General features: G+C 68.7%; 23 protein-coding genes and 1 tRNA gene. 11 read left to right on the top strand and 13 right to left on the bottom strand.

Annotated features, from left to right (window positions below; translation table 11 throughout):
• Positions 1-417, bottom strand: a complete 417-nt coding sequence (locus ACODSY_RS13815; protein WP_488952333.1) for a nuclear transport factor 2 family protein — start codon at positions 415-417, stop codon at positions 1-3.
• A gap of 430 nt (positions 418-847) precedes the next feature.
• On the opposite strand from ACODSY_RS13815, the gene ACODSY_RS13810 reads away from it, so the two are divergent.
• The 4 genes from ACODSY_RS13810 to ACODSY_RS13795 all read left to right on the top strand — a co-directional run bounded on the left by ACODSY_RS13810 (position 848) and on the right by ACODSY_RS13795 (position 5,139).
• The gene (locus tag ACODSY_RS13810) at positions 848-3,124 is read left to right on the top strand and encodes a TonB-dependent receptor (RefSeq protein ID WP_488952332.1); all 2,277 of its coding nucleotides are present in this window, start codon (positions 848-850) and stop codon (positions 3,122-3,124) included.
• A 62-nt stretch (positions 3,125-3,186) separates the two neighbouring features.
• The gene (locus ACODSY_RS13805; protein WP_488952331.1) at positions 3,187-3,615 is read left to right on the top strand and encodes a nuclear transport factor 2 family protein; all 429 of its coding nucleotides are present in this window, start codon (positions 3,187-3,189) and stop codon (positions 3,613-3,615) included.
• Positions 3,612-4,127 carry a nuclear transport factor 2 family protein gene (locus ACODSY_RS13800; RefSeq protein WP_488952330.1) on the top strand — a complete coding sequence of 172 codons (516 nt, stop codon included), beginning with the start codon at positions 3,612-3,614 and terminating at the stop codon, positions 4,125-4,127. The genes ACODSY_RS13805 and ACODSY_RS13800 overlap by 4 nt, the downstream gene beginning before the upstream one ends.
• Positions 4,128-4,188: 61 nt before the next feature.
• Entirely contained in the window at positions 4,189-5,139 is a 951-nt protein-coding gene (locus tag ACODSY_RS13795; protein ID WP_488952329.1) for an amidohydrolase family protein, read from the top strand.
• A gap of 42 nt (positions 5,140-5,181) precedes the next feature.
• Here ACODSY_RS13795 and ACODSY_RS13790 read toward each other — a convergent pair whose 3' ends face one another.
• The 3 genes from ACODSY_RS13790 to ACODSY_RS13780 form a co-directional block, all read right to left on the bottom strand.
• A complete protein-coding gene (locus ACODSY_RS13790; protein ID WP_488952328.1) occupies positions 5,182-6,135 on the bottom strand; it encodes a winged helix-turn-helix transcriptional regulator in 954 nt (317 codons plus the stop codon).
• A gap of 61 nt (positions 6,136-6,196) precedes the next feature.
• Complete coding sequence (locus tag ACODSY_RS13785; protein ID WP_488952327.1) at positions 6,197-7,120, bottom strand: NAD(P)H-dependent flavin oxidoreductase; 924 nt, start codon at positions 7,118-7,120, stop codon at positions 6,197-6,199.
• 14 nt (positions 7,121-7,134) lie between these two features.
• Complete coding sequence (locus ACODSY_RS13780; protein WP_488952326.1) at positions 7,135-7,944, bottom strand: DUF1295 domain-containing protein; 810 nt, start codon at positions 7,942-7,944, stop codon at positions 7,135-7,137.
• A 112-nt stretch (positions 7,945-8,056) separates the two neighbouring features.
• On the opposite strand from ACODSY_RS13780, the gene ACODSY_RS13775 reads away from it, so the two are divergent.
• Positions 8,057-8,881, top strand: a complete 825-nt coding sequence (locus tag ACODSY_RS13775) for an SDR family NAD(P)-dependent oxidoreductase (RefSeq protein ID WP_488952325.1) — start codon at positions 8,057-8,059, stop codon at positions 8,879-8,881.
• A gap of 3 nt (positions 8,882-8,884) precedes the next feature.
• Here ACODSY_RS13775 and ACODSY_RS13770 read toward each other — a convergent pair whose 3' ends face one another.
• The 8 genes from ACODSY_RS13770 to ACODSY_RS13735 form a co-directional block, all read right to left on the bottom strand.
• Positions 8,885-10,675, bottom strand: coding sequence for an AMP-binding protein (locus ACODSY_RS13770; RefSeq protein WP_488952324.1), 1,791 nt, complete (start codon positions 10,673-10,675; stop codon positions 8,885-8,887).
• 2 nt (positions 10,676-10,677) lie between these two features.
• Complete coding sequence (locus ACODSY_RS13765) at positions 10,678-11,898, bottom strand: acetyl-CoA acetyltransferase (protein WP_488952323.1); 1,221 nt, start codon at positions 11,896-11,898, stop codon at positions 10,678-10,680.
• 15 nt (positions 11,899-11,913) lie between these two features.
• Positions 11,914-12,810, bottom strand: coding sequence for an SDR family NAD(P)-dependent oxidoreductase (locus ACODSY_RS13760; RefSeq protein WP_488952322.1), 897 nt, complete (start codon positions 12,808-12,810; stop codon positions 11,914-11,916).
• Positions 12,811-12,882: 72 nt separating this feature from the next.
• Complete coding sequence (locus tag ACODSY_RS13755) at positions 12,883-13,944, bottom strand: NAD(P)H-dependent amine dehydrogenase family protein (protein ID WP_488952321.1); 1,062 nt, start codon at positions 13,942-13,944, stop codon at positions 12,883-12,885.
• Between the two features lie 57 nt (positions 13,945-14,001).
• Positions 14,002-14,946 (bottom strand): winged helix-turn-helix transcriptional regulator, encoded by a 945-nt coding sequence (locus ACODSY_RS13750; RefSeq protein ID WP_488952320.1) that lies wholly within the window; start codon positions 14,944-14,946, stop codon positions 14,002-14,004.
• A 103-nt stretch (positions 14,947-15,049) separates the two neighbouring features.
• Complete coding sequence (locus ACODSY_RS13745; RefSeq protein WP_488952319.1) at positions 15,050-16,738, bottom strand: class I adenylate-forming enzyme family protein; 1,689 nt, start codon at positions 16,736-16,738, stop codon at positions 15,050-15,052.
• A 153-nt stretch (positions 16,739-16,891) separates the two neighbouring features.
• A tRNA-Lys gene (locus tag ACODSY_RS13740) sits at positions 16,892-16,967 on the bottom strand.
• A 160-nt stretch (positions 16,968-17,127) separates the two neighbouring features.
• Complete coding sequence (locus ACODSY_RS13735; RefSeq protein ID WP_488952318.1) at positions 17,128-17,820, bottom strand: PEPxxWA-CTERM sorting domain-containing protein; 693 nt, start codon at positions 17,818-17,820, stop codon at positions 17,128-17,130.
• Between the two features lie 180 nt (positions 17,821-18,000).
• On the opposite strand from ACODSY_RS13735, the gene ACODSY_RS13730 reads away from it, so the two are divergent.
• Both ACODSY_RS13730 and ACODSY_RS13725 read left to right on the top strand, forming a co-directional pair.
• Positions 18,001-18,732: a helix-turn-helix transcriptional regulator gene (locus tag ACODSY_RS13730; RefSeq protein ID WP_488952317.1), complete on the top strand. Its 732-nt coding sequence runs from the start codon at positions 18,001-18,003 to the stop codon at positions 18,730-18,732.
• A 91-nt stretch (positions 18,733-18,823) separates the two neighbouring features.
• On the top strand, positions 18,824-19,264 hold the full coding sequence (locus ACODSY_RS13725; protein ID WP_488952316.1) for a hypothetical protein: 441 nt from the start codon (positions 18,824-18,826) through the stop codon (positions 19,262-19,264).
• A 4-nt stretch (positions 19,265-19,268) separates the two neighbouring features.
• Here the strand turns inward: ACODSY_RS13725 and ACODSY_RS13720 are convergent, their stop codons facing one another.
• On the bottom strand, positions 19,269-20,849 hold the full coding sequence (locus tag ACODSY_RS13720; protein WP_488952315.1) for a caspase family protein: 1,581 nt from the start codon (positions 20,847-20,849) through the stop codon (positions 19,269-19,271).
• Positions 20,850-21,059: 210 nt separating this feature from the next.
• On the opposite strand from ACODSY_RS13720, the gene ACODSY_RS13715 reads away from it, so the two are divergent.
• The 4 genes from ACODSY_RS13715 (at position 21,060) to ACODSY_RS13700 (ending at position 25,448) form a co-directional block, all read left to right on the top strand.
• Entirely contained in the window at positions 21,060-22,430 is a 1,371-nt protein-coding gene (locus tag ACODSY_RS13715; RefSeq protein WP_488952314.1) for a lipopolysaccharide biosynthesis protein, read from the top strand.
• Positions 22,427-24,136 carry a fatty acyl-AMP ligase gene (locus ACODSY_RS13710; protein WP_488952313.1) on the top strand — a complete coding sequence of 570 codons (1,710 nt, stop codon included), beginning with the start codon at positions 22,427-22,429 and terminating at the stop codon, positions 24,134-24,136. The genes ACODSY_RS13715 and ACODSY_RS13710 overlap by 4 nt, the downstream gene beginning before the upstream one ends.
• Entirely contained in the window at positions 24,133-25,083 is a 951-nt protein-coding gene (locus ACODSY_RS13705) for an NAD-dependent epimerase/dehydratase family protein (protein ID WP_488952494.1), read from the top strand. The genes ACODSY_RS13710 and ACODSY_RS13705 overlap by 4 nt, the downstream gene beginning before the upstream one ends.
• A gap of 113 nt (positions 25,084-25,196) precedes the next feature.
• Entirely contained in the window at positions 25,197-25,448 is a 252-nt protein-coding gene (locus tag ACODSY_RS13700; RefSeq protein WP_296598561.1) for an acyl carrier protein, read from the top strand.
• Position 25,449 lies beyond the last annotated feature (1 nt).

Raw genomic sequence — 25,449 nt, 5'->3', positions numbered from 1 at the left:
TCAGCGGGTCTTCGCGTCGAAGTCCTCGAGCAAGCCCATGTTCTTCAGCAGGTGGGCCCGGTCGTAGTACTCGCGCCAGATCTTGATCAGCGGCCCCTCGAACTCGAGAACGCCCACGACCGGCGCCGAGCCGGCCTTGCCACGGATGGTGAACTCGTCGGTCCGCTCCATGAACAGCGCGCCATCGATCACGCCGATATGGTGCAGCTTCAGGGTGATCTGTTCGAGCCCGTCGGCTAGGCCGGACACGCGCTTGTAGATCGCCTCGCGACCGACGACAGGGTCCACCATCATCGAATGCAGAACGCCGTCGGGCGTGAACATGTCGGCGACCTTGCGCCAGTCCATGGCCCGCCAAGCCTCGGCCATCTCCCGCCCGACCGCGATCTTCTGCTCGTCGCTCAACGCCGCTGTCATGGCCCGGGCCCTCCGCCTTCCCTCAGGTGATGTATTTAACTTGCATAACAGTACGAACTGCTGGCAAGTCCTTTTCTGCAGATTTCATCCGCCGCCGGAAGCGGGAGGCCGACGCGCCATCCGTCACACGTCGGCGAGGGTGTGACTTGCTTGACGAGACGCAAAACGACCGCTTATCGTCTGGAGTGTACGAACTACAAAAACAACAAGTATCGGGAGGTCGTGGTCCGGGAAAACTGATGTCCTGACGGTTCCGCGCGGATGTTGCCCCGCGCTGACTTCATGGCGTTATGCAAGCTGACCGCGCGACCCTTGTCCGCGGTCGGACAGGTCATCCCGGTCGCCCTCCCCGCTTCGACAAGCCGCGCATCGCGCGGGCCACAACAAGGGGACTTCGCCGTCACGGCGGCGGAGCCCGGGGGAGAGAAACGTGAGACTTCACCATACCGCTTCCGCGATCGCCTTGCTTTCCGGCATGGCTATCGCCGCGCCCGCGATGGCCGCCAGCGCCGCGCCGGACACGCAGCTCGAGGAACTGATCGTCACCGCTCAGAAGCGCGAGGAGAACGTCCAGACCGCGCCGCTGGCCATCACCGCCATCACGGGCGCGACGCTGGCCAAGGACCGCGTCCTGACGCTGCAGGACCTGGCCAACACCATGACCGGCATCTCGTTCACGGCCAACTCGCCGCAGTCGTTCGAGATCAACATCCGCGGCGTCGTGAACACCCGCCTTAGCTCGCCCACCGCCGACCAGTCCGTGTCGACCTTCGTTGACGACGTCTACGTCAGCCGCTCGGGCAACCTGAACTCGGCCTTCTACGACATCGCTCGGGTCGAGGTGGTGCGCGGGCCGCAGGGCGTGCTGCTGGGCAAGAACGTGGCCGGCGGCGCGGTGAACATCATCAGCAACGCCCCCAGTTTCGATGCGTCGGGCAAGTTCACGGTGACCCTGGGCAACTACGATCTGCGTCAGACCCAAGGCTATGTGACCGGGAAGATCGCCGACGGCCTGGCCGGCCGGATCTCGTTCCAGACGATCAATCACGACGGCTACTACAAGGACATCCTGCACAACGTCGACCTGGAGAACCTCGACTCCACCCAGGCGCGGGCGCAGTTGCTCTATCAGCCCGAGGGCTCGGACCTGAGCGCGCAGCTGATCGTCGACTACGCCAAGGACAGCAACGACGGCATCCATCGCGTCGGCCTGAAGAGCAGCACCCTGCCCGCCAGCTTCACGCCCTGGTCCACGACCCGGGCGCTCATCGCCGCTCTGCGTCCGGGTGGCCTGAGCCGCGACGAAAGCCTGCCGATCTGGCCGCTGTTCAAGGGCGACCGCGCCCCGACGCCGCAGGGCGCGCGCCACGAGACCTACAGCATCATCGCCAAGATCGATAAGGACGTCGCCGAGGGCATCCGGTTCTCGAGCGTCACCGGCTATCGCCACAACCACTCGTTCACGCTCTACGACCAGACCGGCCTCGGTCCGGCCAACGGCTTCAACGTCGCCGGCCCGCTGCTCTTCGCCGAACCGGTGAACTTCATCGAGGGGATGAACCACATCTCGCAGGAGGTGCGGCTGGCCTCGACCAACACCGAAAGCCGCTTCGACTGGATCGTCGGGGCCTACTATCAGAAGACCAACGTCCACCAGTACAACCGCTACTGGGGCGAATCGACGGTTCTCCCAACGCTCTCCGGCGAGAGCCACTGGGACGATCACGGCCACAACCGCGACATGGCCGCGTTTGCCCAGGTGGGCTTCAAGGTCACCGACACCCTGAAGCTCGAGGTCGGCGCCCGCTACACGAAGGACAAGAAGTACGGCTTCCAGCGGGGCATCATCGTCGCCACCGGCGACCGGCTGAACCCCAACGACACCGCGCCGCTGACGCCGCTGACCACCAACTTCGCCACGCCCTATGGCGACTCCTGGAAGGAGCTGACGCCGCAGGCCACCCTGCGGTGGACGCCCGACGACCAGAACATGGCCTATGTCACGGTCTCGAAGGGCTTCAAGGGCGGTGGCTTCCAGAACAGCGCCTCGAACGCCTTCGCGGCGCAGACCCCCTACGATCCCGAGACGGTCACGAACTACGAAGCCGGCTACAAGACCGAGATGTTCGATCGCCGCCTGCGCTGGAACACCGCGGTCTTCTACATGAAGTACAAGGACCTGCAGGTTCAGCAGACCTTGGCGTCGTGCCTCTGCAACGTGATCAGCAACGCGCCCGGCGCGACCATCAAGGGCCTCGAAACCGACGTCCAGGTGGCTCCGGCGCCCTGGCTGCGCATGTGGGCCAGCGGCAGCTACGTCCATGCCGAGTACGACACCTTCATCTTCGCGGGCGTCGACAACTCGGGCAACCGGATGCAGCGGACGCCCCGCTGGCAGGGCGTGATCGGAGCCGAGGTCACCACGAGCGTCGGCTCGTGGGAAGACGCGCTATCGGCTCGCCTGAACTACCGCTACCAGGGCCGCATGCCCTGGGCGCCCGAGAACACCACCTGGGAAGATAGCTACGGGATCCTCGACGGCCGGGTCACCCTGACCCTGCCCGATCGCCCGTGGAGCATCTCGGTCTACGCCAAGAACCTGGGCGACACGGTCTATCGCACCAACATCATTCCGTTCTTCCAGGAAGAGATGTCGTCGTTCGGCAATCCCCGGACGTACGGCGTCGAACTGTCCGCGGCCTTCTAGCGCCTCCCCGGCCGGGCGGCCTCCGAGGCCGCCCGGCGCCCCTCTTTCCCGTAGAGCGTTCCATGGGCCGTCGCTTTGATATCCTGCGTCAGGTCATCGCGGCCTGGCAGGAGAAGGACATCGAACGGGTCCTGTCCTTCATGGCCGACGACATCGTCTGGCACTATGCGGTCGCGTCGATGCCACCCGTGCGTGGCAAGGCCGCCGCTCGCAAGCTGCTCACCCGTTTCCAGGCCGATATGCACCGGATCGAATGGCGGATCTTCGCCCACGCGGAGGCCGGCGACCGGCTCTTCGTCGAGGGCGTCGACGACTACGAAACGCCGGACGGCCGCCGCGTCGCCACCCCCTACGCGGGCGTTCTGGATTTCCGCGACGGCCTGATCGTCGGCTGGCGCGACTACGTCGACCTCGGCGTCGCCGAGGCGCAGAAAGCTGGCGAGCCGTTCACCCGCCAAGTCCTCGAACTGCTCGAGAGGCCCGCCCAATGACCCTCCACCGCCGAACCCTCGTGATCGCCGCCGGCGCCCTCGCTGCCGGCCCCGCTCTCGCCAAGGAGACCGCCATGCCGCGCCTCTATCCCGTGCTCGAGGCGATCATCGCCGCCTGGAAGAAGCAGGACGTCGAGGGCGTGCTCGCCCACGTCACGGACGATATCGTCTGGCGCAACTCGTCCGGCTACGCGCCCGCGGTCAAGGGCAAGGCGGCGATGCGCGAGGCCCTGACCAAGATGAAGTCGGTCATCGCGCCCGGCAGCAATAGGTGGCGGATCTTCGACTATGCCGAGAACGACAGCCGGCTGTTCATGGAGGGCGTCGACGAGTTCGATCTCACGACCGGTCAGCATGTGGCCATCCCCTACGCCGGCAGCCTGCAGTTCCGTGGCCAGTTGGTCAGCGAATGGCGCGAGTACTTCGACGGGCGCATCAGCGCCGAGATGAAGGCGGGCGCGCCGATGACCGCCGAGGTCAAGGAAATGCTGGACCGCCCGCTGGCGAAATAGTCCGCCCATTGCGCCGACGCGCGTTCGGCCCTTGAGTGGCCGAAACCCGCCAAGGACTCCCATGAGCGTCATCGACTTCGAATGCGACACCCCGACCAAGGAAGCGGTCGAGGACACGATCCGGCTTATCAAGTCCGGGCGGGGTTTCGACAAGGAGGGCTATGCGCAACTGATGGCGCCGGGCTGGGCGGCCCAGATCGGCATGAGCCTGGACGAGTTCAATGACGCCAAGGCGACCGTCGGCCTGACCGGGCTGGCCCTGAAGCTCTGCGAGAAGGACATGGAGCGCGCCATGAGCCACGCCGACATCATCTCGATGCTCGACGGGGCCGGCGTGTCGCACGCCTGCATCGGGAACGCCGGCCGCCGCGCCGCCAACGAGGATGTCGCCAAGTTCGCGGCCGAATATCCGGACCGCTTGATCCCGTGGTTCCGCATCTGGGGCGACGAGGGCGAGGCCGGGGTCGCCAAGCTCGAGCACGGCGTCCGCGAACTGGGTTGCCGGGGCTTCGAGATCTCCTGCTATCGCGAAGAGCGCTACATCAACGACCCGGTCTATTTCCCGTTTCTGGCCAAGTGCGTGGAGCTGGATATCCCCGTGCGGATCACCGCCGGCGTCCACCTGCTCTCCGACCGGCCCTACGACTACGCGCACCCGAAATACCTGGACGAGCTGGCCATCCGGTTCCCCACCCTGCGGATGATCGCGGGCCTGGGCGGATGGCCGTGGATCGGCGACCTGGTGGCGGTCGCGATGCGCCATCCGAACCTCTTCATCGACATCGCCTGTCGACGGGTGAAGCAGATCCTGGCTCCCGGCGCCGGCTACGAGGGGCTGGTCTATTACGGAACCCGGATCCTGCAGGACCGGATCATCTTCGGCAGCGGCTGGGGAACCAGCATGATCCCGCTGGCCCAGCTGGTCCGCGAGACCGACGCCCTGCCGCTGACCGACGCCGTTCGCGCGAAGTGGATGTACGGGAACGCAGCGCGGGTTCTGGGCCTCGCCTAGCGACGCCCGCGGCCGGAAAAATCGTCGCCCGGCCTTCGGACCTCAGCCTCCGGGCGGCGTCACATTGAACGCCGTCGCCTCCTGGTGGCATTGGTCGCAGGTGACCTTGGCGTCCAGTTCGTGGCCGCACGGGCGGTGATAGGTGATCAGCGGCGGGCCTTTGCCATCATCCAGCCAGCGGTCGCCCCAGCGATTCAGTTCGGCGACCAGCGGATAGAGATCACGGCCCTCGTCGGTGAGCCGGTACTCCCAGCGGTCGGGCCGCTGCTGGTACAGCTCCTTGCGCAGCACGCCCAGGTCCACCAGCCTCGTCAGCCGGTCGGCCAGGATGTTCGGCGCCACGCCCAGGGCGTTCTGGAAGTCGTTGAACCGCCTGCGCCCCAGGAACGCCGAGGCGATCACATGGCTGGTCCAGCGGTCGCCCAGCACCTGGAAGGCGCGGTCCAGCATCGGATTGCCCTGGTTCAGGCTATCGGCCGGCACGATCGAGCGGCGCTGCACCCGTGGCGGCGGTGACGGCTCGAAGCCGGCGCCCGGCCCCTCCTCCACATAGACGTCGCGCGGGCTGACCAGCTCGTTGCAGCAGCGACAGCGGAACTCGGGCGTGAACTCCTTGCCGCAACTGTGCAGCAGCCGGTGACCGGGGTTGGCCGGATCGTAGAACCACCGCTTTTCCCAGCGGATGATCATCAGGGCCAGGCTGTAGAGATCCAGCCCCATCTTGGTGAGGTGGTATTCCTCGCGGACGGGCCGCTCCTGGTAGCGGACCTTCTCGAACACGCCGGCCTTCTGCAGGCGGCGCAGGCGGTCGATCAGCAGGCTGCGCGCCAACCCGATGCGGCCCTGGAACTCGTCGAACCGGCGCACGCGCTGGAACGCCAGGTAGAGGATCATCAAGGTCCAGCGGTCGCCCAGGATGTTGAGGGCGCGGGTGGCGGAATTGGCCTGGACGAGCTGGGTCGGAGGCGGCGCTTCGGTAGGTGTGGGGTCGGCCATGTCGCCTCGGACTACGCCTCCCGACCCTTCGAAGGTGGCCGCTGCCTTGTCAAGGCGCGGCTCAGCCGGCCCCCGCCGAGCGGGCATAGTCGGCGACCAGCTCATCGACGATCGCGGCCAGCGGCTCGACCGCCTTCACCTGGCCCGCGCCATGGCCCGCGGACCAGACGTCGCGCCAACGCTTGGCGGCGTCTTCGGGGCGGCCCAGGTTGATCTCGGCCTTGGCCTTGAGCCCTTCGCTGTCGTAGCCCGCCGCCAGCAGGCTGGCCTTCAGCCAGTTGGCCGGCATGCCGGTGAGCGCCGCCGACGTGACGATGTCCTCGGCCGAGGCCTCCACCAGCATCTGCTTGTAGCCCGGGACCGCCAGGCTCTCCTCGCAGGCGATCAGGCGGGTGCCGAGGTAGGCCAGATCAGCGCCCAGCACGCGCGCGGCGCGCACCGCCCGGCCCGAGCCGATCCCGCCGCCGAGCACCAGCGTGCCGTCGAACCACTCCCGCACCGCCGGCGCGAAGGCGAAGCCCGAGATCGGTCCCGTGTGGCCGCCGGCGCCAGACGCCACCAGGATCAGCCCATCCACACCGGTGGCCGCCGCTTTCTGCGCGAAGGTCAGTGAATTGACGTCGGCATAGACCAGGCCGCCGTAGCCATGGATCGCCTCGACCACTGCCGCGGGGCGGCCCAACGCCGTGATCACGATCGGCGGGCGGTGTTTCAGCACCAGCTCCAGCTCCTCCTCCCAGCGCGCATACGACCGGTGGACCATGATGTTTATCGCCCACGGCGGCGCATCGGCCGGCAGGGTGGCGTTGATCGTCGTCATCCACTGGTCGAGCTCGTCCAGGGTGCGGGCGTTGTTGGCGGGGAACGAGCCGATGATGCCGGCCCTGCAGGCGGCCAGCACCATGTCGACGCCGCTGACCAGGAACATGGGGGCGGCGATGGCCGGCAGCCGCAGCCGCTCGGCGATGTGGGCAGGCAGGGACATGGAGGCTCCGGGGATCAGGCGGCTTCAGGCGGCTTCGGCGGCCAGGGGATGAACGCCGAGGTCCGGCGGATGTAGTCCTCGTAGGCGGGCTTGCGCCGCTTCATGCGACCCTCGACCGTCGGCATCCCGCTCCAGCGGGTCAGGGTGTAGACGAGGTAGATCGGCCCGATGACGGCGAAAAGGCCCAGGTGGGTCTCGGCGGCCACCAGCCAAAGGCCCCACCAGACGCAGGCGTCGCCGAAATAGTTGGGATGGCGGGTGTAGCGCCACAGGCCCCTGTCCAGCACCTGGCCGGCGTTGGCCGGCTTCTTCTTGAAGCGCACGAGCTGCAGGTCGGCCAGGGTCTCGAACGCCAGTCCGAACAGCGCCAGGACGACGCCGGCCATGCCCAAGGCGCCCAGCTCCGCCGGCTGCGCCTCCACCTGGCCGAGTTGCACCGGCAGGCAGACCAGCCACAGCAGGGGCATCTGCAGCATGAATACCAGCCGGAACGCGGCGTAGCCGTAGCCCCAGCCGCGCTCGGCCTTCGCCTTGTCCAGCATGCGCACATAGCGGCCGTCGGGCCCGTGGTCGCGCCAGCGCCACAGCATGTAGCCGCCCAGGCGCAGCGCCCAGGCGACGCAGATGCCGGTCAGGATCATCCGTCGCGACGTGCCGCCGCCGGTCTGCAGGAAGGTGGAAACTGCCACCACGCCCATGCCCAGTCCCCAAAGGCTGTCGACGGGCGTCACGTCTTTCTGGGCGACGCAGATGGCCCAGGCCAGCACGAAGAGGCCCAGGATCACGACGGCGTTCACCGCCAGGATCACCACGAAGTCAGGCATGCCCGCGTCCCCCGCTTCCGCCCTCGACGTTCCGGAGCGGTTTGACAGTCTTTCTATGCAAGTTAATGTCCGACCGCCACGCGCGGCAAGCGAAAAACCCGGGAGCACAGGCATGGGCGGCTACAGCGGCAAGGTGGTCCTGGTCACCGGCGCGGCGGGCGACATCGGAGCGGCGGCGGCGGCGGCCTTCGCCCGCGACGGCGCCGATGTGGTGGTCGCCGATCGGCGGGCGGACGCGCTGGAAGCAGTCGCCGAGGTTCTGCGAGAGGCCGGCGGCCGGGTTCTGGCCCACGCCTGCGACCAGTCGGATCCTGCGGCGGTCGAGGCGCTGTTCGCCGCGATCAAGGACCGGTTCGGGCGCCTCGACGCCGCCTTCCTCAACGCCGGCTACGGCCGCTACGGCGCGCTGATCGACACACCTTTCGACCAGTGGCGCAAGCACGTGGACGTCAACCTGAACGGCGGCTTCCTGATGGCCCAGGGCGCGGCCCGGGCCATGCGCGAGGCCGGACGCGGCGGGGCGATCCTGTTCACCGCCTCGACCGCCGCCACCCACATCTGCGACCTGCTGGGCGCCTACGCTTCGTCCAAGGCGGGCGTGCGAATGCTGGCGAAGTCGCTGGCGTCCGAGCTCGGCGTCTGGCGAATCCGGGTGAACCTGGTGCTGCCCGGCGTCATCGAGACGGCGATGACGAAGTCGCTGATCGACGACCCGGCCGTCCGCGTCGACGCGATCTCGAACACGCCGGTCGGTCGGCTGGGCAAGCCGGAGGACATCGCCAGGCTGGCGGTCTTCCTGTGCGGTGAGGAGGCCGGCTACGTCACCGGCGCCGAGATTCTGGCCGACGGCGGCCAGACCCTGCACGGCTACCCGCGCTGGTTCAGCGCCGACTACGCCGAGGCTGGCGCCGACTGGGTTCCGCACACGCAGCGCTGAGCCTCAGAGGACGATCACGCCCTCGTCTGGCGTCTCGGCGAACAGGCGCTCCACCTCGGCCGCGCGCCGGTCGATCACCGCACGGCGGTTGATGGTGCCCTTGTCCGAGATCTCGTGGGCGTTGGCGCTGGGCGGGTCCTTCAGCAGCAGCGCGCGCTTGATGCGCGCCGCGCTGCCGTGCTGGTCGGCGTTGAAGGCCGCCAGGCGCTGGCCGATCTCGGCGGGGTCCGCGTCCGGCTTCGCCCACAACATCAGGCCAAGGTAGGGGCGCCCGTCGTCGCAGAGCACAAGATCGGTCACCAGCGGCGACAGCGCCTTGATCAAGCCGTCCCTCAGCGAGCCGCCGTAGACCCAGGCCCCGCTCGACAGCTTGAACTCCTCGGCGGCGCGGCCTGAGAAGGCCAGGCCCTTCGTCGGATCGGCGTCGTCGTGGAAGGTCACGAGATCGCCGGTGCGGTAGAAGCCGTCCTCGTCGAAAGCGTCCGCCGTCTTCTCCGGCTCGTCGAGATAGCCGGTCGTCACGTTCGGCCCCTTGGCCCGTAGCTCGTAGCGGTCGCCGACCGGGACCAGCTTCACCATAGTGCCCGGCGCCGGCAGGCCGATGCCCACCTTGTCGGTCTCGAAATGGATGACCATGAAGGCCGAGACGGTCTCGGTCATGCCGTAGCCGCTGGTCATCATGATGCGGTGGCCGGTCTCGGCGACCGCGGCCGCCTGCAGCCGATCCAGCACGGTCTGCGGCAGGCCCGCGCCCCCGTACAGCATCAGCCGCATCTTCCGGAAGAACGTAGCCCGCAGTTCGGCGTCCTGCTCCAGCGCGTCGGTGAGCATGGCATAGCCCAGCGGCACGTTGTTGAAGTAGCTGACGGAAATCTCTCGCAGATTCCGGATCGAGGTCTCGAAGAGGCCAGGCGCGGGCTTGCCGTCGTCGATGTAGAGCGTGCCGCCTTCCAGGAGCGTGGTCCGCAGCACGAACGCGCCCGCCGCATGGTGCCAAGGCAGCCAGTCCAGCATCACCTCGTGCCAGCCGGCGGCCTCGCCGATGGTCTGCTGGCACTGGGTGGAGTTGGCCATCAGGTTGTCGAAGGTGATCGGCACCACCTTCGGCAGGCCGGTCGAGCCGGAGGTCAGCATCAGCGCCGCGCGGTCCTGTGGCTTCAGCCCCGCGATCGACTTCGCGACCGCGTCGGTCGGCGTCGTGGCGAGCACGTCGGCGTACGCGACCGCCGGCTTGGACAGCTTCGACGGATCGGCCGTAACGATCTTCGCCGCGCCCAGGTCCAGCGCCTCCAGTGCGCCCTTGGCCATGGCGGTATCCTCGGCGAAGACCACGCCCGGCTTCACCTTGGTCACCACATGCGCCAGCCGGCCGTAGTCACCGCCCAGCGCCGCATAGGTCACGCTGACCGGGCACGCCGCCCGCCCCGCCGCCTGGGCCGCGAAGCTCATCACGGCGAAGGCCGGGGTGTTGCCGGCCAGGATCAGAACCGGGCCGTCCGAGGCGTTGTCGAGCAGCCATTGGGTGGCCGCGTCCATGTCGCGCTTGAGCTGGGCGTAGGTGAGGAACACCCACTCCCCGTCGGCGCCTCGCTGGGCCAGGGCCGGCTTGTCGGCCGAGACCGCGGCCCGGCGCGCGAAGGCGGCGGGAATGTTGGGGTCGTAGGGCTTCAGCGGGATCTTCGAGACGATCGTGATCGCCCCGTCGGCGCGCCGTTCGACGTCCAGGTCCACCGGCATCAGGTGGGCCTCGCGGAACGGCGCCGGCTTCGACCGGGCCTCGGCGCTGTCGGCCATGGTCAGACGCCCACGACGAGGCTGACGGTCGTGGTGGTCGAGCCGCCGATGTTCAAGGTCTGGACGGTCTTCGCGCCTTCCACCTGATAGTCGCCCGCCTGGCCGGTCACCTGCTTGAAGGCGTCCAGCGTCATCCGCACGCCGGTGGCCCCGACGGGGTGGCCCAGGCCGATCAGGCCACCGGACGGGTTGACGGGCAGGCGGCCGCCGATCTCGATGGAGCCGTCCTCCACCGCCTTCCAGGCTTCGCCCGGGGCGGTCAGGCCCAGGTGCTCGATGGCCATGTATTCCGTGGTCGTGAAGCAGTCGTGGGTCTCGACCGCGTCCAACTGGGCGATGTCGGTCACGCCGGCCCGGCCGCGGGCGGCGTCGATGGCCTGCTTCACCCGCGGGAACACGTAGGGCTGTCCCTCGCTGGCGCGGACCTTCCGGTCGTAGCTGATCGGCGCCGAGGTGTGGCCCCAGCCCTTGATGCGCGGCAGGCTCTCCAGCGGAATGCCCCGCTTGTCGGCGTATTCCTTCGCGGCCTTCTCCGAGGCCAGGAAGATCACCGCCGAGCCGTCCGTCACCTGGCCACAGTCGTTCTTGCGGATCATGCCCTCGATGACCGGGTTGGCCTCGTCGTCCTGCGTAAAGCTGCGCTCGTTGAACGCCCATTGCCGCGTCTGGGCGTTGGGGTTCTTCTTGGCGTTGGCGAAGTTGATCTCCGCGATCCGCATCAGGTGCTCGTACTTCAGGCCCCAGCGGCGGTCGTACTCCTCGCCCAGGTCCGAGAAGGCGCGCGGCCACAGATAGGTGGCGTCCTGTAGCTCGTGGCCGGTCCAGGCCGCGGCGCCCAGGTTCTCGGCGGCCTTCTGGCCCGAGACGTTGCGCATCATCTCCAGGCCGACGACGCAGGCGGTGTCGTAGCGTCCGGCCTCGATCTCGGCGGTGGCGGCCAGGATCGCCACGCTGCCCGAGGCGCAGGCCGCCTCATGGCGCGATGTCGGCATGCCGTCGAACTCAGGGTGCACCAGGCCGAAGAAACCGCCCAGCAGCCCCTGCCCCGCGAACAGGTCGCCGACGAAGTTGCCGACGTGGCCGGTGTCGATGTCCTTGGGCTCCAGGTCGACCGCGGCCAAGCCCTCGCCCACCACCTCGGCGAAGGCGTCGGCGAAGTCCATCTGCTTGCGGGCCCAGTTCTGGGAGAAGTCCGACTGCCAGCCGCCGAGAATATAGACCATGGTGTCCTCGTCCGATTAAGCGGGGGTGGCGGCCAGCGCGGGGCGGCCATCCATGAAGGCCGCGAAGGCCGTGTGGGAGTCGGGATAGGGCTCGCGTGGTTCGGCCCGGATGGCGGCGTGCACCGCCGCGCCGATCGGACCATCCAGCCTGACCGGCGGGCCCTCGACCGAGGTGGCGGCGCGTATGCGACCGCCGCCGGAGACCAGCGTCTGGCCGGTCACGTCGCAGGCTTCGCTCACCAGCCATGACACCAGCGGCGCGACATCGGCCGGGTCCATCCGCTCGGCGAGACCCGGCGCCAGGTGCTGCTCGGTCATGGCGGTAACGGCGTAGGGCGCGATGGCGTTGATCAGCACGTTGCGCGGGCGGCCCTCCGTGGCCAATCCCCGGACAAGGCCGATCAAGGCGGCCTTGGACGAGGCGTAGGCCGCCATGCCGTCGCCACCGTGCAAGCCCGCGGACGAGGCGCTGACCACGATGCGGCCTCCCTCCTTGGACAGCACCGGCCAAGCGGCATGGACGAGGTCGAAGGCGCCGAAGAAGTTGATGTCGAAGATCCGCCGGAAGCCCTCTCTGGTCTGACGATGCAGCCGAAGGGTCTCGGGCACGCCGGCGTTCGAGACGACGCCATCAAGCCGGCCGAAGGTGTCCAGCGCCTGTTCCACCAGCCGGGCGCCGGTCTCGGGAGCCTCAGCGGGGTCGAGGTTGGCGACGGCCCGGCCGCCGCGGGCCACGATCTCGGCGACCACCGCCTGAGCGCTGGACGGCTGGCTGCGGTCGGCCCAGCGGTTGTTGACCACCACGCTTGCGCCGCGCCCCGCGAGGTCCAGGGCGTAGGCGCGGCCGAGGCCCTTGCCGGCCCCGGTGACGATGACGACGCGGCCGGTCAGGTTGGTCTCTCCGGACGTCATCGCGCACTCCTCCTGAAAGCGATCATCCACACCCCGTATCGTTATGCAAGTAACTTGAGCCGCGAAACGCCATCAAGCGTCCGCGAGCTCGCCCCGGAACGGCGTCGCGAGCGGACGCGTGACGAGTCCCGGCGGAGCGGCGATCACGCGCGGAATAGCATTCAGCACCGCGCCGGCGACTCCGATCTGCTCGGCCGAGGTCGGCGTCTCGTCCCCTGCCCGCTTCTCCAAATCGACACTGATGCGGACGCCGGGGTGACCCGTGACTCTGATGCGCCAGAGCGGAGGATCGGGCTCGTCCAGATGCGCCTCCTCCATCCACCAGTGGATCGACATGGTCAGCTTCGGCTGGCCTGCCACCATTCCGTTCCAGCGCCAGTTCACGTGGCTGATGCCACCCTCGCGGATGACACCAGCCGCGACGCCCAGTTCCTCGGTGGCTCCGAATACCCGGTGATCGGTCTCCACGCGGTCCAGCACGAGCCCCAGGTGCTCGGCCATGGCCGCGAGCACCTCTTCGTACATTCCGTTCAGCGAGCTTGCGGGGCCCCAGGAGGGATTGTTGGCGTCAACGGTCGCCGGGTCGGACCCGAAACCAAGGATGCGGAAGACGTAGTCGGGATTGCGCACGGCGCGGCAGTCGACACTTTCGACCACCTCGACGTGATCCAGCGCCTGGCAGACGCCGGTCGCGACGACAGCGATCTGCTCGCCCGCGAATCCGGGGTTGAGGCCCGCGGCCATGAGACTGCTCCCACCGGCTCGGCAGGCGGCCTCCAGCGCGTCGCGCCGCTCACCCGTCCAATGAGATGCCCGACTGTAGCCATTGATACTGATGACGTCTTTCCCCGACGCCAGCAGCCTCAGGATTTCGGCGTCGTGCGAGCCGTAAGGCGGCGCCAGACGCGCGCAATGGATGACAACATCGGCGTCCAGCGCCAGGATTTCGTCAATGTCGCGGGTTGCGATCACGCCGGTCGGCGCGCGGCGGGCGATGTCGCCGGCGTCGCGCCCGGCCTTGTCGTCCCCATAGACATAAAGGCCGACCAGATCGGTCGCGGGATGATCGATCACCGCGCGCAGGCACGACTTGCCCATGGCCCCGGTGGCCCATTGGATCACGCGATAGGTCATGCGGACGCCTCCCTACACGGCAGGCTTAGCGCATACAGTATCGTTATGAAAGTGACTTCAGGCCGGCGCCAGTTCGCGAGGTGGCTCCGCCTCCTGCACCTCGAAGCCGACCGCGTGCGGCTCGACCGGCTGGCCGCAGCAGGAACAGGTGACGGCGGGCTCCAGGTCGTGACCGTCCGCCTTGTGGCGCAGCAGCAGCGGCGGGCCCTCGGGAGACACGTAGTACTTGTCGCCCCAGCGCAGCAGCATCAGCAGGACCGGGTAGTAGTCGATCCCCTTCTCGGTCAGCCGGTACTCGAAGCGGCGGGCGCCCAGGTCATGGCTGCGGATCACGCCCTGGGCCGTCAGCCACGACAGCCGTTCGGACAGGATATTGGTCGCCATGGCCGTGTCGCGCTGGATCTCGTCGAAGCGGCGCAGGCCGGTGAAGATCGAGCGCAGCGCCAGGCTGGCCCAACGGTCGCCGGTGATCTGGGCCACGTCCACCATCAGGCCCTGGGCGTTGGTGGCGGCGTGGCGCTGCTGGCGGCGGCGGCTGTAGCGGGCGGCCATCCAGCCCACCCCCGGCCCCTCGGCCCAGTCCACGTCGCGGGCGCTGATTTCGTCGCCGCATTTCAGGCAGGTGGGAACCGGCTCGAACGCATGGCCGCAGGTCTTGTGACGAAGGGTGAGGCGCAGCTTGCCCTCGGGCGAGCTCCACCGCCGCTCCCACCGCAGCATCATCAGGGCCGGCCAGTAGAGGTCCCTGCCCTTGGCGGTCATATGATACTCGAACCGCGGCGGGGCCTCGCTGTAGAGCTTCTTCTCCAGCACGCCGGCCGCCACCAGCTTCTTCAGCTTATCGCTCAGCCGGGTTTGCAGGAGGCCGGTCCGGATCCGGAAGTCGTCGAAGCGCCGCGCCCCGATCCAGCTGGCCTCCAGGATCAACAGCACCGAGGTGTCGCCCACCACCTCGAGCGCCCGCCAGATCGAACAGGTGCGGATGAACTTCGGCGAGGACATCGATTAGGCGTGCTCTTCCAAGGCTTTCGTCACGAAACGTCGTGGTCGAAGTACCAGTATGCAAGCCACCCTGACGGCGCAAGCGATCGCACGTTCCAGGCGATCAGGCCGGCAGCCGCTGCCCAAGTTCACGGCGCAGCACCTTGTTAAGCGCGTTGCGGGGCAAGGCGTCGACCACCTGCAGGCGTTCGGGCAGCTTGTAGGTGGCGATATCGTGGTCCTTGAGATGGGCATTCAGCTCGTCCAGCGTCAGGCTCTCGCCGGGCTTCAGCGCCACGAACGCACAGACCCGCTCGCCCAGCCGCTCGTCGGGATAAGCGGCGCAGGCGCCCTCGCGCACCTTGGGATGGCCCTCGATCAAGACGTCCAGCTCGGCCGGCGAGATGTTCTGGCCGCCCCGGATGATGATCTCCTTGCAGCGCCCCACGAAGCGGTAGAACCGCCCGCCGCCCTCGGGCGCGATCTCGAACAGGTCGCCCGTGCGGAAGAAGCCCTGATCGTCGAAGGCCGCCTTCGTCAGCTCGGGCGCCTTGTAGTAGCCGTCGAAGGTCATGGCGCCCGAGATGCGGAGCTCGCCCTCGACATTGGGGACGGTGATATCCTTGCCGGTCTCCAGATCGACCAGCCGCGTGCGGATCTTCGCCGGGAACTCCGCCGGCCAGCGAACCCCCTCTGCGCCGAAGCGCGGGAAGAACCGGGCGCGATGGTCGGGGTCCGGGATCGCTTCGCCAGTCGAGAACAGCGAGGCGCCCTCGTTCGAGCCGAAGACATTCATCACCGTCACGCCGTGCCGCTCCTGCCAGCCGGTGACCATCCAGGGCGACAGCGGCGCCGAGCCCGACCCCAGGCAGCGCAGCTTGGACAGGTCGGCCTGGGCTAGCAGCGCCTCGTTCTGGAGCAGCATGTTCAGCACCGCCGGCGGGGCGACGGTATAAACGACTCCCTCCTCCTGCATCTGGCGGAGGAAGATCGGCAGGTCGAACGGATGGTGCTGGACCAGTCGGCCCTGGCAGACCAGCCAAGTCATCAGCATGCCGCCGATGGCCGCGATGTTGATCAGCGGGAACGGGTTCAGGATCGTGTCGCCGGGCTCGAGGCCCGCGGCCTCCACCAGGGCGTCGCCGTTGACCACCCAGTGGTCGTGGTGCCGCGGCACGCCCTTGGGCATGGCTTCGGTGCCCGAGGTCCAGCAGATGGTCAGCGCCTCGGCGGCGTCGAGGTCCGAGGGCGTTGGATAGGGCGCGGCGGGCGCCTGGGCCGTCAGGTCCGCAAGGGTGTGGACGCCTTCGGGCGCGATCTCACCCAGCGTGACGACCTCGGCCGAGGTGACGCCGTCCCGCTTCAGATCCGCCAGCAGGGCCGCGTGGTCGCAACCGTGGAAGACGCCCACCGTGAGATAGGCCTTGGGCAGGATCACCGGCAGGATCTGGCGCAGTTCGTGGCCGCGATAGGCCATGGCGATCGGGCTCAGGATCGCCCCCATTCGCGCGCACGCCAGCAACGCCAACACCCCCTCGACCAGGTTCGGCAGCTGGGTCGCGACCACGTCGCCGCGGCCCACGCCCAGGCCGGCAAGGACATGGGCCAGGGCGTCCACCCGCGCCTCGGTCTCGGCCCAGGTCAGCCGCTGGGGCGCGGAACCCACCAGCGCCTCGCGGTTCGGCGCGTCGGCGAGGGCCGGCTCGCCGGCGCGCGCCGCAACCGCCGCGCGGAACAGGGCGTCGACCGTCTCGCCCCGCCACCACCCCTTGCGGCGATAGTCGGCGACGCGCTCGGGCGGGCTCGGACGCACGGCTTCTCTCTCCCAGGCCTGCATGTTTCCATGAGCATGCACGGTCAGTATCGTTTTGCAAGTTACTCAGGTCCGGAGGCACACAGGGCCCACGACGGCGATCGCCGAGATCATCGATCTCGGCGCGTCACACCATGATTTTCCGAAAGGAAATGGTGGGTGCAGTAGGATTCGAACCTACGACCCGCTGATTAAGAGTCAGCTGCTCTACCAACTGAGCTATGCACCCGCCTTCGCGCCAAACCTCAGGGAGCCCCGGCGGCGAGGGCGCGGAAAATACGCAAATGCGCGCCTTTGGCAAGGCGCATTCTCGGACGCCCGGAAAAACGACCGTGGCGGGCGATCGGACACGGTGGCCGCCCGCCACGGTTCCTGCGCGACCTGCCCGGTCAGGCGGCCGCGAAGGCGTCCTTTGCGCGGCGACGGCGCAGCATCGCGCCCGCCCCTCCAAAGCCTGCGATCATCAGCGCCCAGCTGGCCGGTTCCGGCACTGGGGTGATGCTGGACTCGCCCGCTCCCAGCGCCGTGGCGGTCGAGAAGCCCACCAGGCTGAAGGTGTCGACCGACCCGAACGTCCCGCCGTTGGACCGCACCTGGTCGGAGAAATTTCCGATCAGGTCGAAGGCCAGTTCCTTGTCGTCGAGGTTGTCCTCCGTGTCGGGGGACGCGAGCAGGTCGAGGGCCGCGATCAGATCCACCTCGTTGAAGGCCGGGAACAGCTCGGTGAAGTCGAAACCCAGGAGGCCGGCGGCGAAGGTGTCGTCGAGGGCCAGCACCAGGTGGTCGGTGGGCTCGCTCTCTTCCGGCCCGTAGTTGCTGACGCCCAGGAAGTAGGTGTCGGTGATCGCTTCGGTCTTCAGGAAGGGATCGGTGATGAACGTCGACGGCGCGAAGGCGTCGAAGCTGTTCGTCGAGCCGCCGCCACCCGCCGTGTATTGCAGCAGCACGATCGAGCGGATGTCGTAGGCCGGTTGGACCAGATAGTTCTGGTAGTAGGACAACGCCTGGGCCGGCGCGGCCGAGAACACGCCGGTGAGCGCCACGGTCGCGGAGATCGCCGCGGCGGCGAGAAGTCGTTTCATGGATGCACCCCATTCAAATCACAACGGCCGGGGCGCCGCGTCTCGCACTACCGGTAGGCGATCCTCGCCCAAAGGCCGGGCGCCGGGCGCCTCTCGGAATCGAGGGGTTGACCGCGGGCCGTGACGCTTCGGCCCCCATTTTGCTAAGGTCGCGCTGTCCTGGGGCGGGGTGAAAAATCGATGCTGCAACGCGCGCTCGCGATCGCAGAAGCGGCCCTCTCGGCCCCAACGCCGGAGGCGGCGAGCGAAGGCTTCTTCGCGGCCGTGGAAGGCCTGGGCGCCTCGTATCTCCAGACGCGGCTCTACCGCCGGCCCGCCACGACCCTGACCTCCGAGGCGCACTACGCCGCCGGTGGGATCGTCTCGCGGATCGCACCCGACACCTGGCGTCTGGGCGCCCCGGCCTTCGACTACGTGTGTTTCGAGAACAATCCCCTGCTGGAGGCGATCCGGGGCGGCCTGACACGCTACCGGTTCTCGGACTTCGCGCCGCGGGAGGACATCCGCTACGGGACCTATTGGGAGGCCATGAGCGAGGCCGGGATCGCCGAGGCGGTCTGCGCCACCTCGTACGGCCGCCACCGGGCCATCGCCTCCCTGCACCTGGGCTTCCGCGACCCCGACCTAGGGTCCGAGGACGCTCTGGCGGTGCAGCTGGCCGGCCTGCTCCTCACCGAGCGGCTGATGACCTTCGCCACGCCGCCGGGCGAGGACGACGAGGTGCGCCTGACCGACCGCGAGCAAGACGCTCTCTCCTGGGTGGCGGAGGGCAAGTCGGATTGGGAGATCTCGGTGATCCTGGGCGTTTCCGAGACGACCGTGCGCTTCCACGTCGACAACGCGCGCCGGAAGCTTGGCGCCGTAAATCGCGCCCAGGCGGTCGCCCGGTTGGCCGCCGCGCGGTTGCTGTGAGGGAAAAGCTCCCCCCAGGGGCGCATTCCCTTGACCGGAGGCGCGCGAGACGGGATCACTCCGGCCGTTGGGTGGGTGCTAGGAGCGGTTTATGCGCAAGACGATCCTGGGCTTCATGCTCGCCGCCGGCGTCGCCGGCGCGGCCCAAGCTGGTGATTTCGTGGTGGTGAAGTCCACCGACCCCGCGGTCAAACCCGGATCCGAACTGAACGCCGGCCAGCGCGTGGCGCTCGGCGCGGGCCAGAGCCTGACGATCATGAGCGCCAGCGGCGCGGTGAGCATGCTGCGGGGCGGCGCCAACGGGGCCGTGGCCCCCCGCGCCGCCGGTCAGGCCGACGACGCACGGCTCGCCGCGCTCAAGGTGCTGGTCGACCCGGCGCCGACCGGCCGCACGTTCGGCGCGCGCCGCTCGGGCGTCTGCCCGGATCCCTCGACCTTGAACACCCTGGACGAGATCCTGGAAGTTCAGTCCGGCGGCTGCTCGGCGCAAGCCCGCACGGCACTGGACCTCCTAGTGTCCAAGCCGGAATAGCGGCTCAACGCCCCGTGTAGAGTTCACCGATGGACATGGCCGCCTGCCCCTTGGCGGCGTCCAGCTCGTCGCGGATCAGGCCGGCCGCCACCATCGCCTCGCGCTTGCCGTCGATCCGCTTGAGCGCGGCGCGAAGCACCTTGGGCTCCGTGGGCGTGGAGATGGCCACAACATTGTCGACGCCGAACGGCGGGACGACCTTCGTCCGCGCCATGACGACACGCGTCTGACCGGCCACCATCCGCCCGTCGCCGTCGCCCTCCAGCGGGTAGAGCATCTGCACGGTGCCGTCGCCCGCCAGGTTGAAGGCCGTCAACCAGCCCTCGCCGCCCCGGTGCGTGACGGCCAGGTCGACGCTCTCGCCGTTCTTGTAGAGCTTGCCCTGGGGCTTGGGCCCGATCGCCACCTTGATCTGCCGCTCGTTGGCCGAACCGGCGAGCTGGCTGATCGCCTGGCGCTTGTTGATCACACCTGAGAGCTGTTCGGCGCTGGTCAGGTTCTCCGCGATCCGGTCGCCGCGATTGTCGGTGACCCAACCTTCCTTGGCGTTCCAGGTGAGATCGGGCGTGCCGCGAGGGATCGAGGCCCATGGTCCCTTTTCGCCCAGCAGGTCGGCGGCCTTGTCATCGGCCGGCTTCACCTCGATCGGGCGCTCGTCCGCCGGCGGCGGCTTCAGGGGCTGGAAGATCACGCTTCGCTCGTTGCGGGGCGGGACCGCGGCGCTGGACCATTGTTGGGTGCTCGACAGTTCCCGCGTACGGCTCTCAAGGCTGGAGGCCAGCTCGGCCAGGGACAGACGTCCGTCGTCGTCCGCGTCGGCGGTCAGGCGGCCGTTCGGCCGGCGATCCTGCAGCGCGCCCTCTAAGGCATAGGTGAGAAGGCCTCGGGATGGCGAGTCGCCGCGCGGCAGGGGCCCCTCCAGCGCGAACTGGTTGTCCTGGGCCGCGCCGACGTAGACCAGGTTCGGCCGGTCGCCGGCGGGCGCCTTGGCCATCGGATCGACCGGGCTCGGCGGCAGCGAGATCGCCATCGGATTGTCCAGGGCGGAGCGACGCTTGAAGGGCGTCGCGGCCACCAAGCTGCGGTTCATCGTGCCGCTGTGACAGGCATCGGCGATCTGCAGCACGTTCACGCTGGTCGGGAAGAAGTTCACCAGCCAGCCGTGCAGGTCGTCATCCAGGATGAACTGGTTGGTGTCGGGCTTCGAAACCTTGAACCCACCCAGCGGCAGGAACTCGTCCATGCCGTCGGCCTCGCCCGGGTCACGCGACTTGGCCTGCGAGCCATGGCCGGCATAGTAGAAGATCACCCAGTCGCCGGGTTTGGACCGCTTGCCCAGAGCCTCGAGCTGGCTGCGAATCGACGCCCGGGTCGCCTGATCGTCGTTCAGGCTGACGATGTCCTTGGCGCCCTGGGCCACCAGCACCTGTTTCAGCGCCGCCGCGTCGTTCGGCGGGCCCTCTAGCGACGGGATCGGGGCGGTGTACTGCGACACCGCTACGATCAGCGCGCGGATTTCCGCGCTGGCGGGCTGTGCGAACGCCGCCATGCCTGCCGCGGCCAGCCCTGCAATCACCCTGCGCATCGACACCACCCCGTTGCCGCAACACCCGGCCGACAGAATGCCGCGACCGGCGCCCGCCACCAAGCGGACTGTCGGATTTACGGCTGCGGTTCGTGGATGGAGGCGGCCCCATGCGCGGCAGCGCCGCGCCGAGCTTTGCGTGGCGCCGTGCTAGGGGGTAGTTGAAGCGCGCCGTCCACGGGCGACGGCCCAAGGAGTTCTTGACCGCGCATGAGCGCTTCCCAGGCGGAACAGATCGCCGGCGTGCGGCCGATCCTGAAGCGCGTGGTCGCCAACGCGGGCCTCCTGCTGGGCGGGCGCACGGTGAACGCCGTCCTGGGTCTCGCCTTCATGGCCATCGCCGGCCGGGCGCTGGGCGCGGCCGAGCTGGGCGTGTTCGTGCTGATCCAAGCGTTCGGCCAGTTCCTCGGCGAGGTTGTGAAGTTCCAGTCGTGGCAGACGATCCTGCACTTCGGCGCCCGCCCGCTGGCCGACGGCGAAGTGCGGCAGTTCCAGCGCGTGCTGCGCTTCACGATCCTGCTGGACCTGGCCAGCACGATCCTTGGCATCGTCGTGGGCGTCGTGGGCGCCATCGCCTTTGCCGGCGTCCTGGGCTGGGGCGCCAAGGAGGCGCCGGCGGCGGCGCTCTACATGTTCTCGATCGCCTTCATGGTCTCGGCCACGCCGCTCGGCCTGCTGCGGCTGTTCGACCGGTTCGACGTCCTGGCGTGGCAGGCGGGTCTGATCTCGCTGATCCGGCTGGTCGCGGGCGTTTTCGCGCTGCTGTTCTGGTCGACCATGGAGGGCTTCCTCCTGGCCGCCGCGGTGGCGACGGTGGGCAGCTGGCTCTACCTGGCCGGCTCGGCCGCGGCCGAACTCAACAAGCGCGGATTGCTCAAGGACTTCGCCTGGCGCGGCCCCCTGACCGAGGGCATGCCCGGCGCCTGGCGCTTCGCCTGGAACACCAATCTGGCGACCACCCTCGACGTGGCCTTCACCCATGTGGCGACCCTGATCGTGGGCGCGATGGTCGGGCCATCCCAGGCCGCGTTCTGGCGGATCGGGCGGCAGGTGGCCGATGCGCTCGCCAAGCCCGCCAAACTGCTGACCCCGGCCCTCTATCCGGAACTCGCGCGACTGCGGGCCGACGACCGCCACCACGCCATGTGGCGCTTGGCGCGGAACGTGGGGCTGCTGGCCGGCGGCGTCGCGCTCGTCATGCTGGCCGCAAGCTGGCTGGCCGGCCCTGCCCTCTTGAAGCTGGTCATGGGCGCGGCGTTCGAACCGGCGGCCGCGGTGATGACCTGGCAGGTGGGCGCCGCGGTCATCGGTGTCTTCGCCCTGCCGCTGGAGCCGATGCTGGTTTCGCTGGGCAAGCCGGGCGCCGCCGTAAGGGTCAGGCTCGCGGTCAGCGCCGCCTTCCTGGCGATGCTCCCCTTCCTTGTAAAGCAGTTCGGCCTTATAGGCGCGGGCGCCGGCCTGGCTGCGGCGGCAGGCGCCCTTGCCCTGGGCATGCTGTGGTTCATCCTTCGAGAAAACGGGATTCGACACAAAGCGGCGACGTCCGCGACCGATCCTGAAAGTCTGAAAGGCGACGTTTGACTGCTACCCCTACCGCTCCGGACCGCCCGTTCCAGATCGGCGGCTTCGCGACCCTGACTGAGGCGCTCGACTTCGCCGCCCAGGGTCCGACCGGAATCACCCTCTACGGCCTGCGCGGCGAGCTGGTCGAAGCCATCCCCTACGGCGAGCTGCGCGCCCGCGCCCGCGCCATGGCCTCGCGCCTGCTGGCCCTTGGCTTGAATCCGGGCGACCGGGTGGGCCTGGTGGCCGAGACCGACGCCGACTTCGTGACGGCCTTCTTCGCCTGCCAGTACGCCCGGATCACCCCGGCGCCCCTGCCGCTGCCGGCGCCGCTGGGCGGCCGCGACGCCTATGTCGAACAGATCGGCCGGATGCTGGCCTCGGCCAGCGCCGCCGCCGTCTTCGGCCCCGAGAGCCTGCTGCCCTGGCTGGCCGACGCCGCCGAAACCAGCGGCACGAAAATCGCGATGAAGGTCAGCGACCTTCCGGAGGCGGCCGAGGTCGACCTGCCCGCGCCCAAGGCGGAAGACCCCTGCTACGTCCAGTTCTCGTCGGGCAGCACGCGCAACCCGACCGGCGTGCTCTGCACCCACGCGGCCCTGATGGCCAACGCCCTGGCCTCCACCCGCGACGGACTGCACGTGACGGCCCAGGACCGGGCCGTGTCGTGGCTGCCGCTCTACCACGACATGGGGCTGGTCGGCTTCCTGCTGATGCCGCTGTCGGTGCAGATGTCGATCGACCTGATGCCGACGGGCGCCTTCGTGCGTCGCCCGCTGCTGTGGCTGGATCTCATCTCGAAGAACGGCGGGACGATCAGCTACAGCCCCAGCTTCGGCTACGAGCTTTGCGCAAAGCGGGGCGACGGCACACGTGAAGGGCTGGATCTCTCCAATTGGCGCATCGCGGGTTGCGGGGGCGACATGGTGCGGCCTGGGCCGCTGACCGCCTTCGCCGAACGCTACGAGGCCGCCGGCTTCCGGCCCACCGCCTTCGTCGCGAGCTACGGCATGGCCGAGGCCACGCTGGGCCTGTCGATGTCGCCGCTGAACCAGGGCCTGATCTTCGACACGGTCGACGTCGAGCGCATGGAGAGGGACGGCGTGGTCAACGCCGGCGGGGGGCCACGCTCGCGCGCCTTCGTGCGCTGCGGCGCCATCTTCGCGGACCACGAGCTGGAAGTGCGCGACGAGGGCGGCAGGGTGCTGCCGGAACGCCGCGTGGGCCGGATCTTCGTCCGCGGACCCAGCCTCATGCGTGAGTACTACGGCGATCCCCAGGCCACGGCGGCCGTGCTCGGCCGCGACGGCTGGCTCGACACCGGCGACCTGGGCTACCTCGCCGAAGGCCAGATCGCGCCGACCGGACGCGCCAAGGACCTGATCCTGCTGAACGGCCGCAACGTCTGGCCGCAGGACCTCGAGTGGACCGCCGAATCCGAGATCGAGCGGTTGCGCAGTGGCGACGTGGCGGCCTTCTCCATCGACGAGGACGCCGGCGAGCAGTTGGTCGTGCTGGTGCAGACGCGGTCGAGCGACCCCGAAGTGCGCCGCACACTCATCGAGGACGTGGCCGCCCTGCTCCGCGCCCGCCATGGCGTTGAGGCACGGGTCGAGCTGGTGGGTCACAACGCCCTGCCCCAGACCTCGTCGGGCAAGCTTTCCCGCTCCAAGGCGCGCGCGCTGTTCGTCAGCGGCGCGTTCAAGCAGGAGGAGCCGGCCTGACCGGCCGAGGCGGATCGGGCAAGCTCGCGGCGGTCACGGGCGCCACCGGCTTCCTCGGTCGCCAGATCGTCCGCGCCCTCGCCGCCAAAGGCTGGCGCGTTCGCGTGCTGGCGCGCCGCGACCCCGTCGACCCGCTGTGGCGGGACGCTATGCCCGAGGTGGTGGTCGGCGACCTCGGCGACGCGGCCGCCCTGGCCCGCCTTTGCGACGGCGCCGATGTTGTCATCCATGGTGCAGGTCTGGTGAAGGCGCAGAACCGCGCGGCCTTCGACCTCGTCAACGTGGCCGGCGCGCGGCGGGTCGCCGAGGGCGCCAGCGGCGTGCCCCATATCGTCCTGGTCTCGAGCCTCACCGCACGCGAACCGACGCTTTCGCATTACAGCGCCAGCAAGCACGCCGGCGAACGGGCCATGGCCGAAGTGCTTAGCGGCCGCCTCACCATCGCCCGCCCCTGCGCGATCTACGGACCCGGCGACCGCGAGCTGCTGCCGGTGTTCCAGGCCGCCGACGTCAGCCCGGTCTTGCCGATCCTGAGCACCCACGGCCGGGTGGCGATGATCCATGTGGAGGACGCCGCACGTCAGACGGTCGGGCTTGCCGAAGGCCCGCCGCTTGGCCGCGCCGTCGTGCTCTCGGACGCCCGCGCGGACGGCTATTCCTGGCGGGAGCTGATGGCCGCAGCGGCCCGTGCCTGCGACCGGACGCCGCGCTTCGCGCCCATTCCGAGAGCTTTGATCCACACCATCGGGATCACGAATGATTTCACCGTGCTTCTGGGCCAGACCCCCATGTTGACCTCAGCCAAGGCGCGGGAACTGCTGCACGCGGATTGGGCGGTCTCACCTCAGGAGCGCCTGGAGGCGCCGCCGCCCGTGATATACGACCTCGACGCGGGGTTTTCGGCCACCGTCGCCTGGTACCGCACTGCGGGATGGATGAAACATTAGATGCGGTTTTGTGACCCGCCCTCGACGCGGCGGTGGAAAAACCGATCCAACATGCTTACGTACGCGGCTGGCGCAAGCAACTGAATCGAGCCGATGGGGGGCTCACTGTAATGGTGGAACTGGCGACGGATCTGACCGTCCGCGAGGTTGCGCGAGCGGCCGAGACGGTTTTGGGCCGTAGTGTCCAGGTCACCCCCGAGACGGATATCGCCCGCGACCTCGCGGTGGATTCGCTTGCACTTATGAACATCGTCATGGAGCTTGAGGATCGATTTGATCTATCGATTCCTCTAGACCGCCTGGCGACGGTCCAAACGGTCGGCGACCTCTCCGATCTGATCAACAAGCTGCGGGTGAAGGCTTAAG

This window comes from Phenylobacterium sp. FG114 (assembly GCF_057809855.1).
This window is presented reverse-complemented; position numbering and strand designations above follow the sequence as displayed.

Bases quoted from the DNA above. Each gene is read 5' to 3' on its own strand.
- ACODSY_RS13755 (WP_488952321.1), bottom strand. From the start codon at position 13,944: ATGACCTATCGCGTGATCCAATGGGCCACCGGGGCCATGGGCAAGTCG.
- ACODSY_RS13795 (WP_488952329.1), top strand. From the start codon at position 4,189: ATGAGCGTCATCGACTTCGAATGCGACACCCCGACCAAGGAAGCGGTC.
- ACODSY_RS13760 (WP_488952322.1), bottom strand. From the start codon at position 12,810: ATGACGTCCGGAGAGACCAACCTGACCGGCCGCGTCGTCATCGTCACC.
- ACODSY_RS13735 (WP_488952318.1), bottom strand. From the start codon at position 17,820: ATGAAACGACTTCTCGCCGCCGCGGCGATCTCCGCGACCGTGGCGCTC.
- ACODSY_RS13775 (WP_488952325.1), top strand. From the start codon at position 8,057: ATGGGCGGCTACAGCGGCAAGGTGGTCCTGGTCACCGGCGCGGCGGGC.
- ACODSY_RS13800 (WP_488952330.1), top strand. From the start codon at position 3,612: ATGACCCTCCACCGCCGAACCCTCGTGATCGCCGCCGGCGCCCTCGCT.
- ACODSY_RS13725 (WP_488952316.1), top strand. From the start codon at position 18,824: ATGCGCAAGACGATCCTGGGCTTCATGCTCGCCGCCGGCGTCGCCGGC.
- ACODSY_RS13765 (WP_488952323.1), bottom strand. From the start codon at position 11,898: ATGGTCTATATTCTCGGCGGCTGGCAGTCGGACTTCTCCCAGAACTGG.
- ACODSY_RS13785 (WP_488952327.1), bottom strand. From the start codon at position 7,120: ATGTCCCTGCCTGCCCACATCGCCGAGCGGCTGCGGCTGCCGGCCATC.
- ACODSY_RS13790 (WP_488952328.1), bottom strand. From the start codon at position 6,135: ATGGCCGACCCCACACCTACCGAAGCGCCGCCTCCGACCCAGCTCGTC.
- ACODSY_RS13720 (WP_488952315.1), bottom strand. From the start codon at position 20,849: ATGCGCAGGGTGATTGCAGGGCTGGCCGCGGCAGGCATGGCGGCGTTC.
- ACODSY_RS13815 (WP_488952333.1), bottom strand. From the start codon at position 417: ATGACAGCGGCGTTGAGCGACGAGCAGAAGATCGCGGTCGGGCGGGAG.
- ACODSY_RS13730 (WP_488952317.1), top strand. From the start codon at position 18,001: ATGCTGCAACGCGCGCTCGCGATCGCAGAAGCGGCCCTCTCGGCCCCA.
- ACODSY_RS13770 (WP_488952324.1), bottom strand. From the start codon at position 10,675: ATGGCCGACAGCGCCGAGGCCCGGTCGAAGCCGGCGCCGTTCCGCGAG.
- ACODSY_RS13780 (WP_488952326.1), bottom strand. From the start codon at position 7,944: ATGCCTGACTTCGTGGTGATCCTGGCGGTGAACGCCGTCGTGATCCTG.
- ACODSY_RS13750 (WP_488952320.1), bottom strand. From the start codon at position 14,946: ATGTCCTCGCCGAAGTTCATCCGCACCTGTTCGATCTGGCGGGCGCTC.
- ACODSY_RS13805 (WP_488952331.1), top strand. From the start codon at position 3,187: ATGGGCCGTCGCTTTGATATCCTGCGTCAGGTCATCGCGGCCTGGCAG.
- ACODSY_RS13715 (WP_488952314.1), top strand. From the start codon at position 21,060: ATGAGCGCTTCCCAGGCGGAACAGATCGCCGGCGTGCGGCCGATCCTG.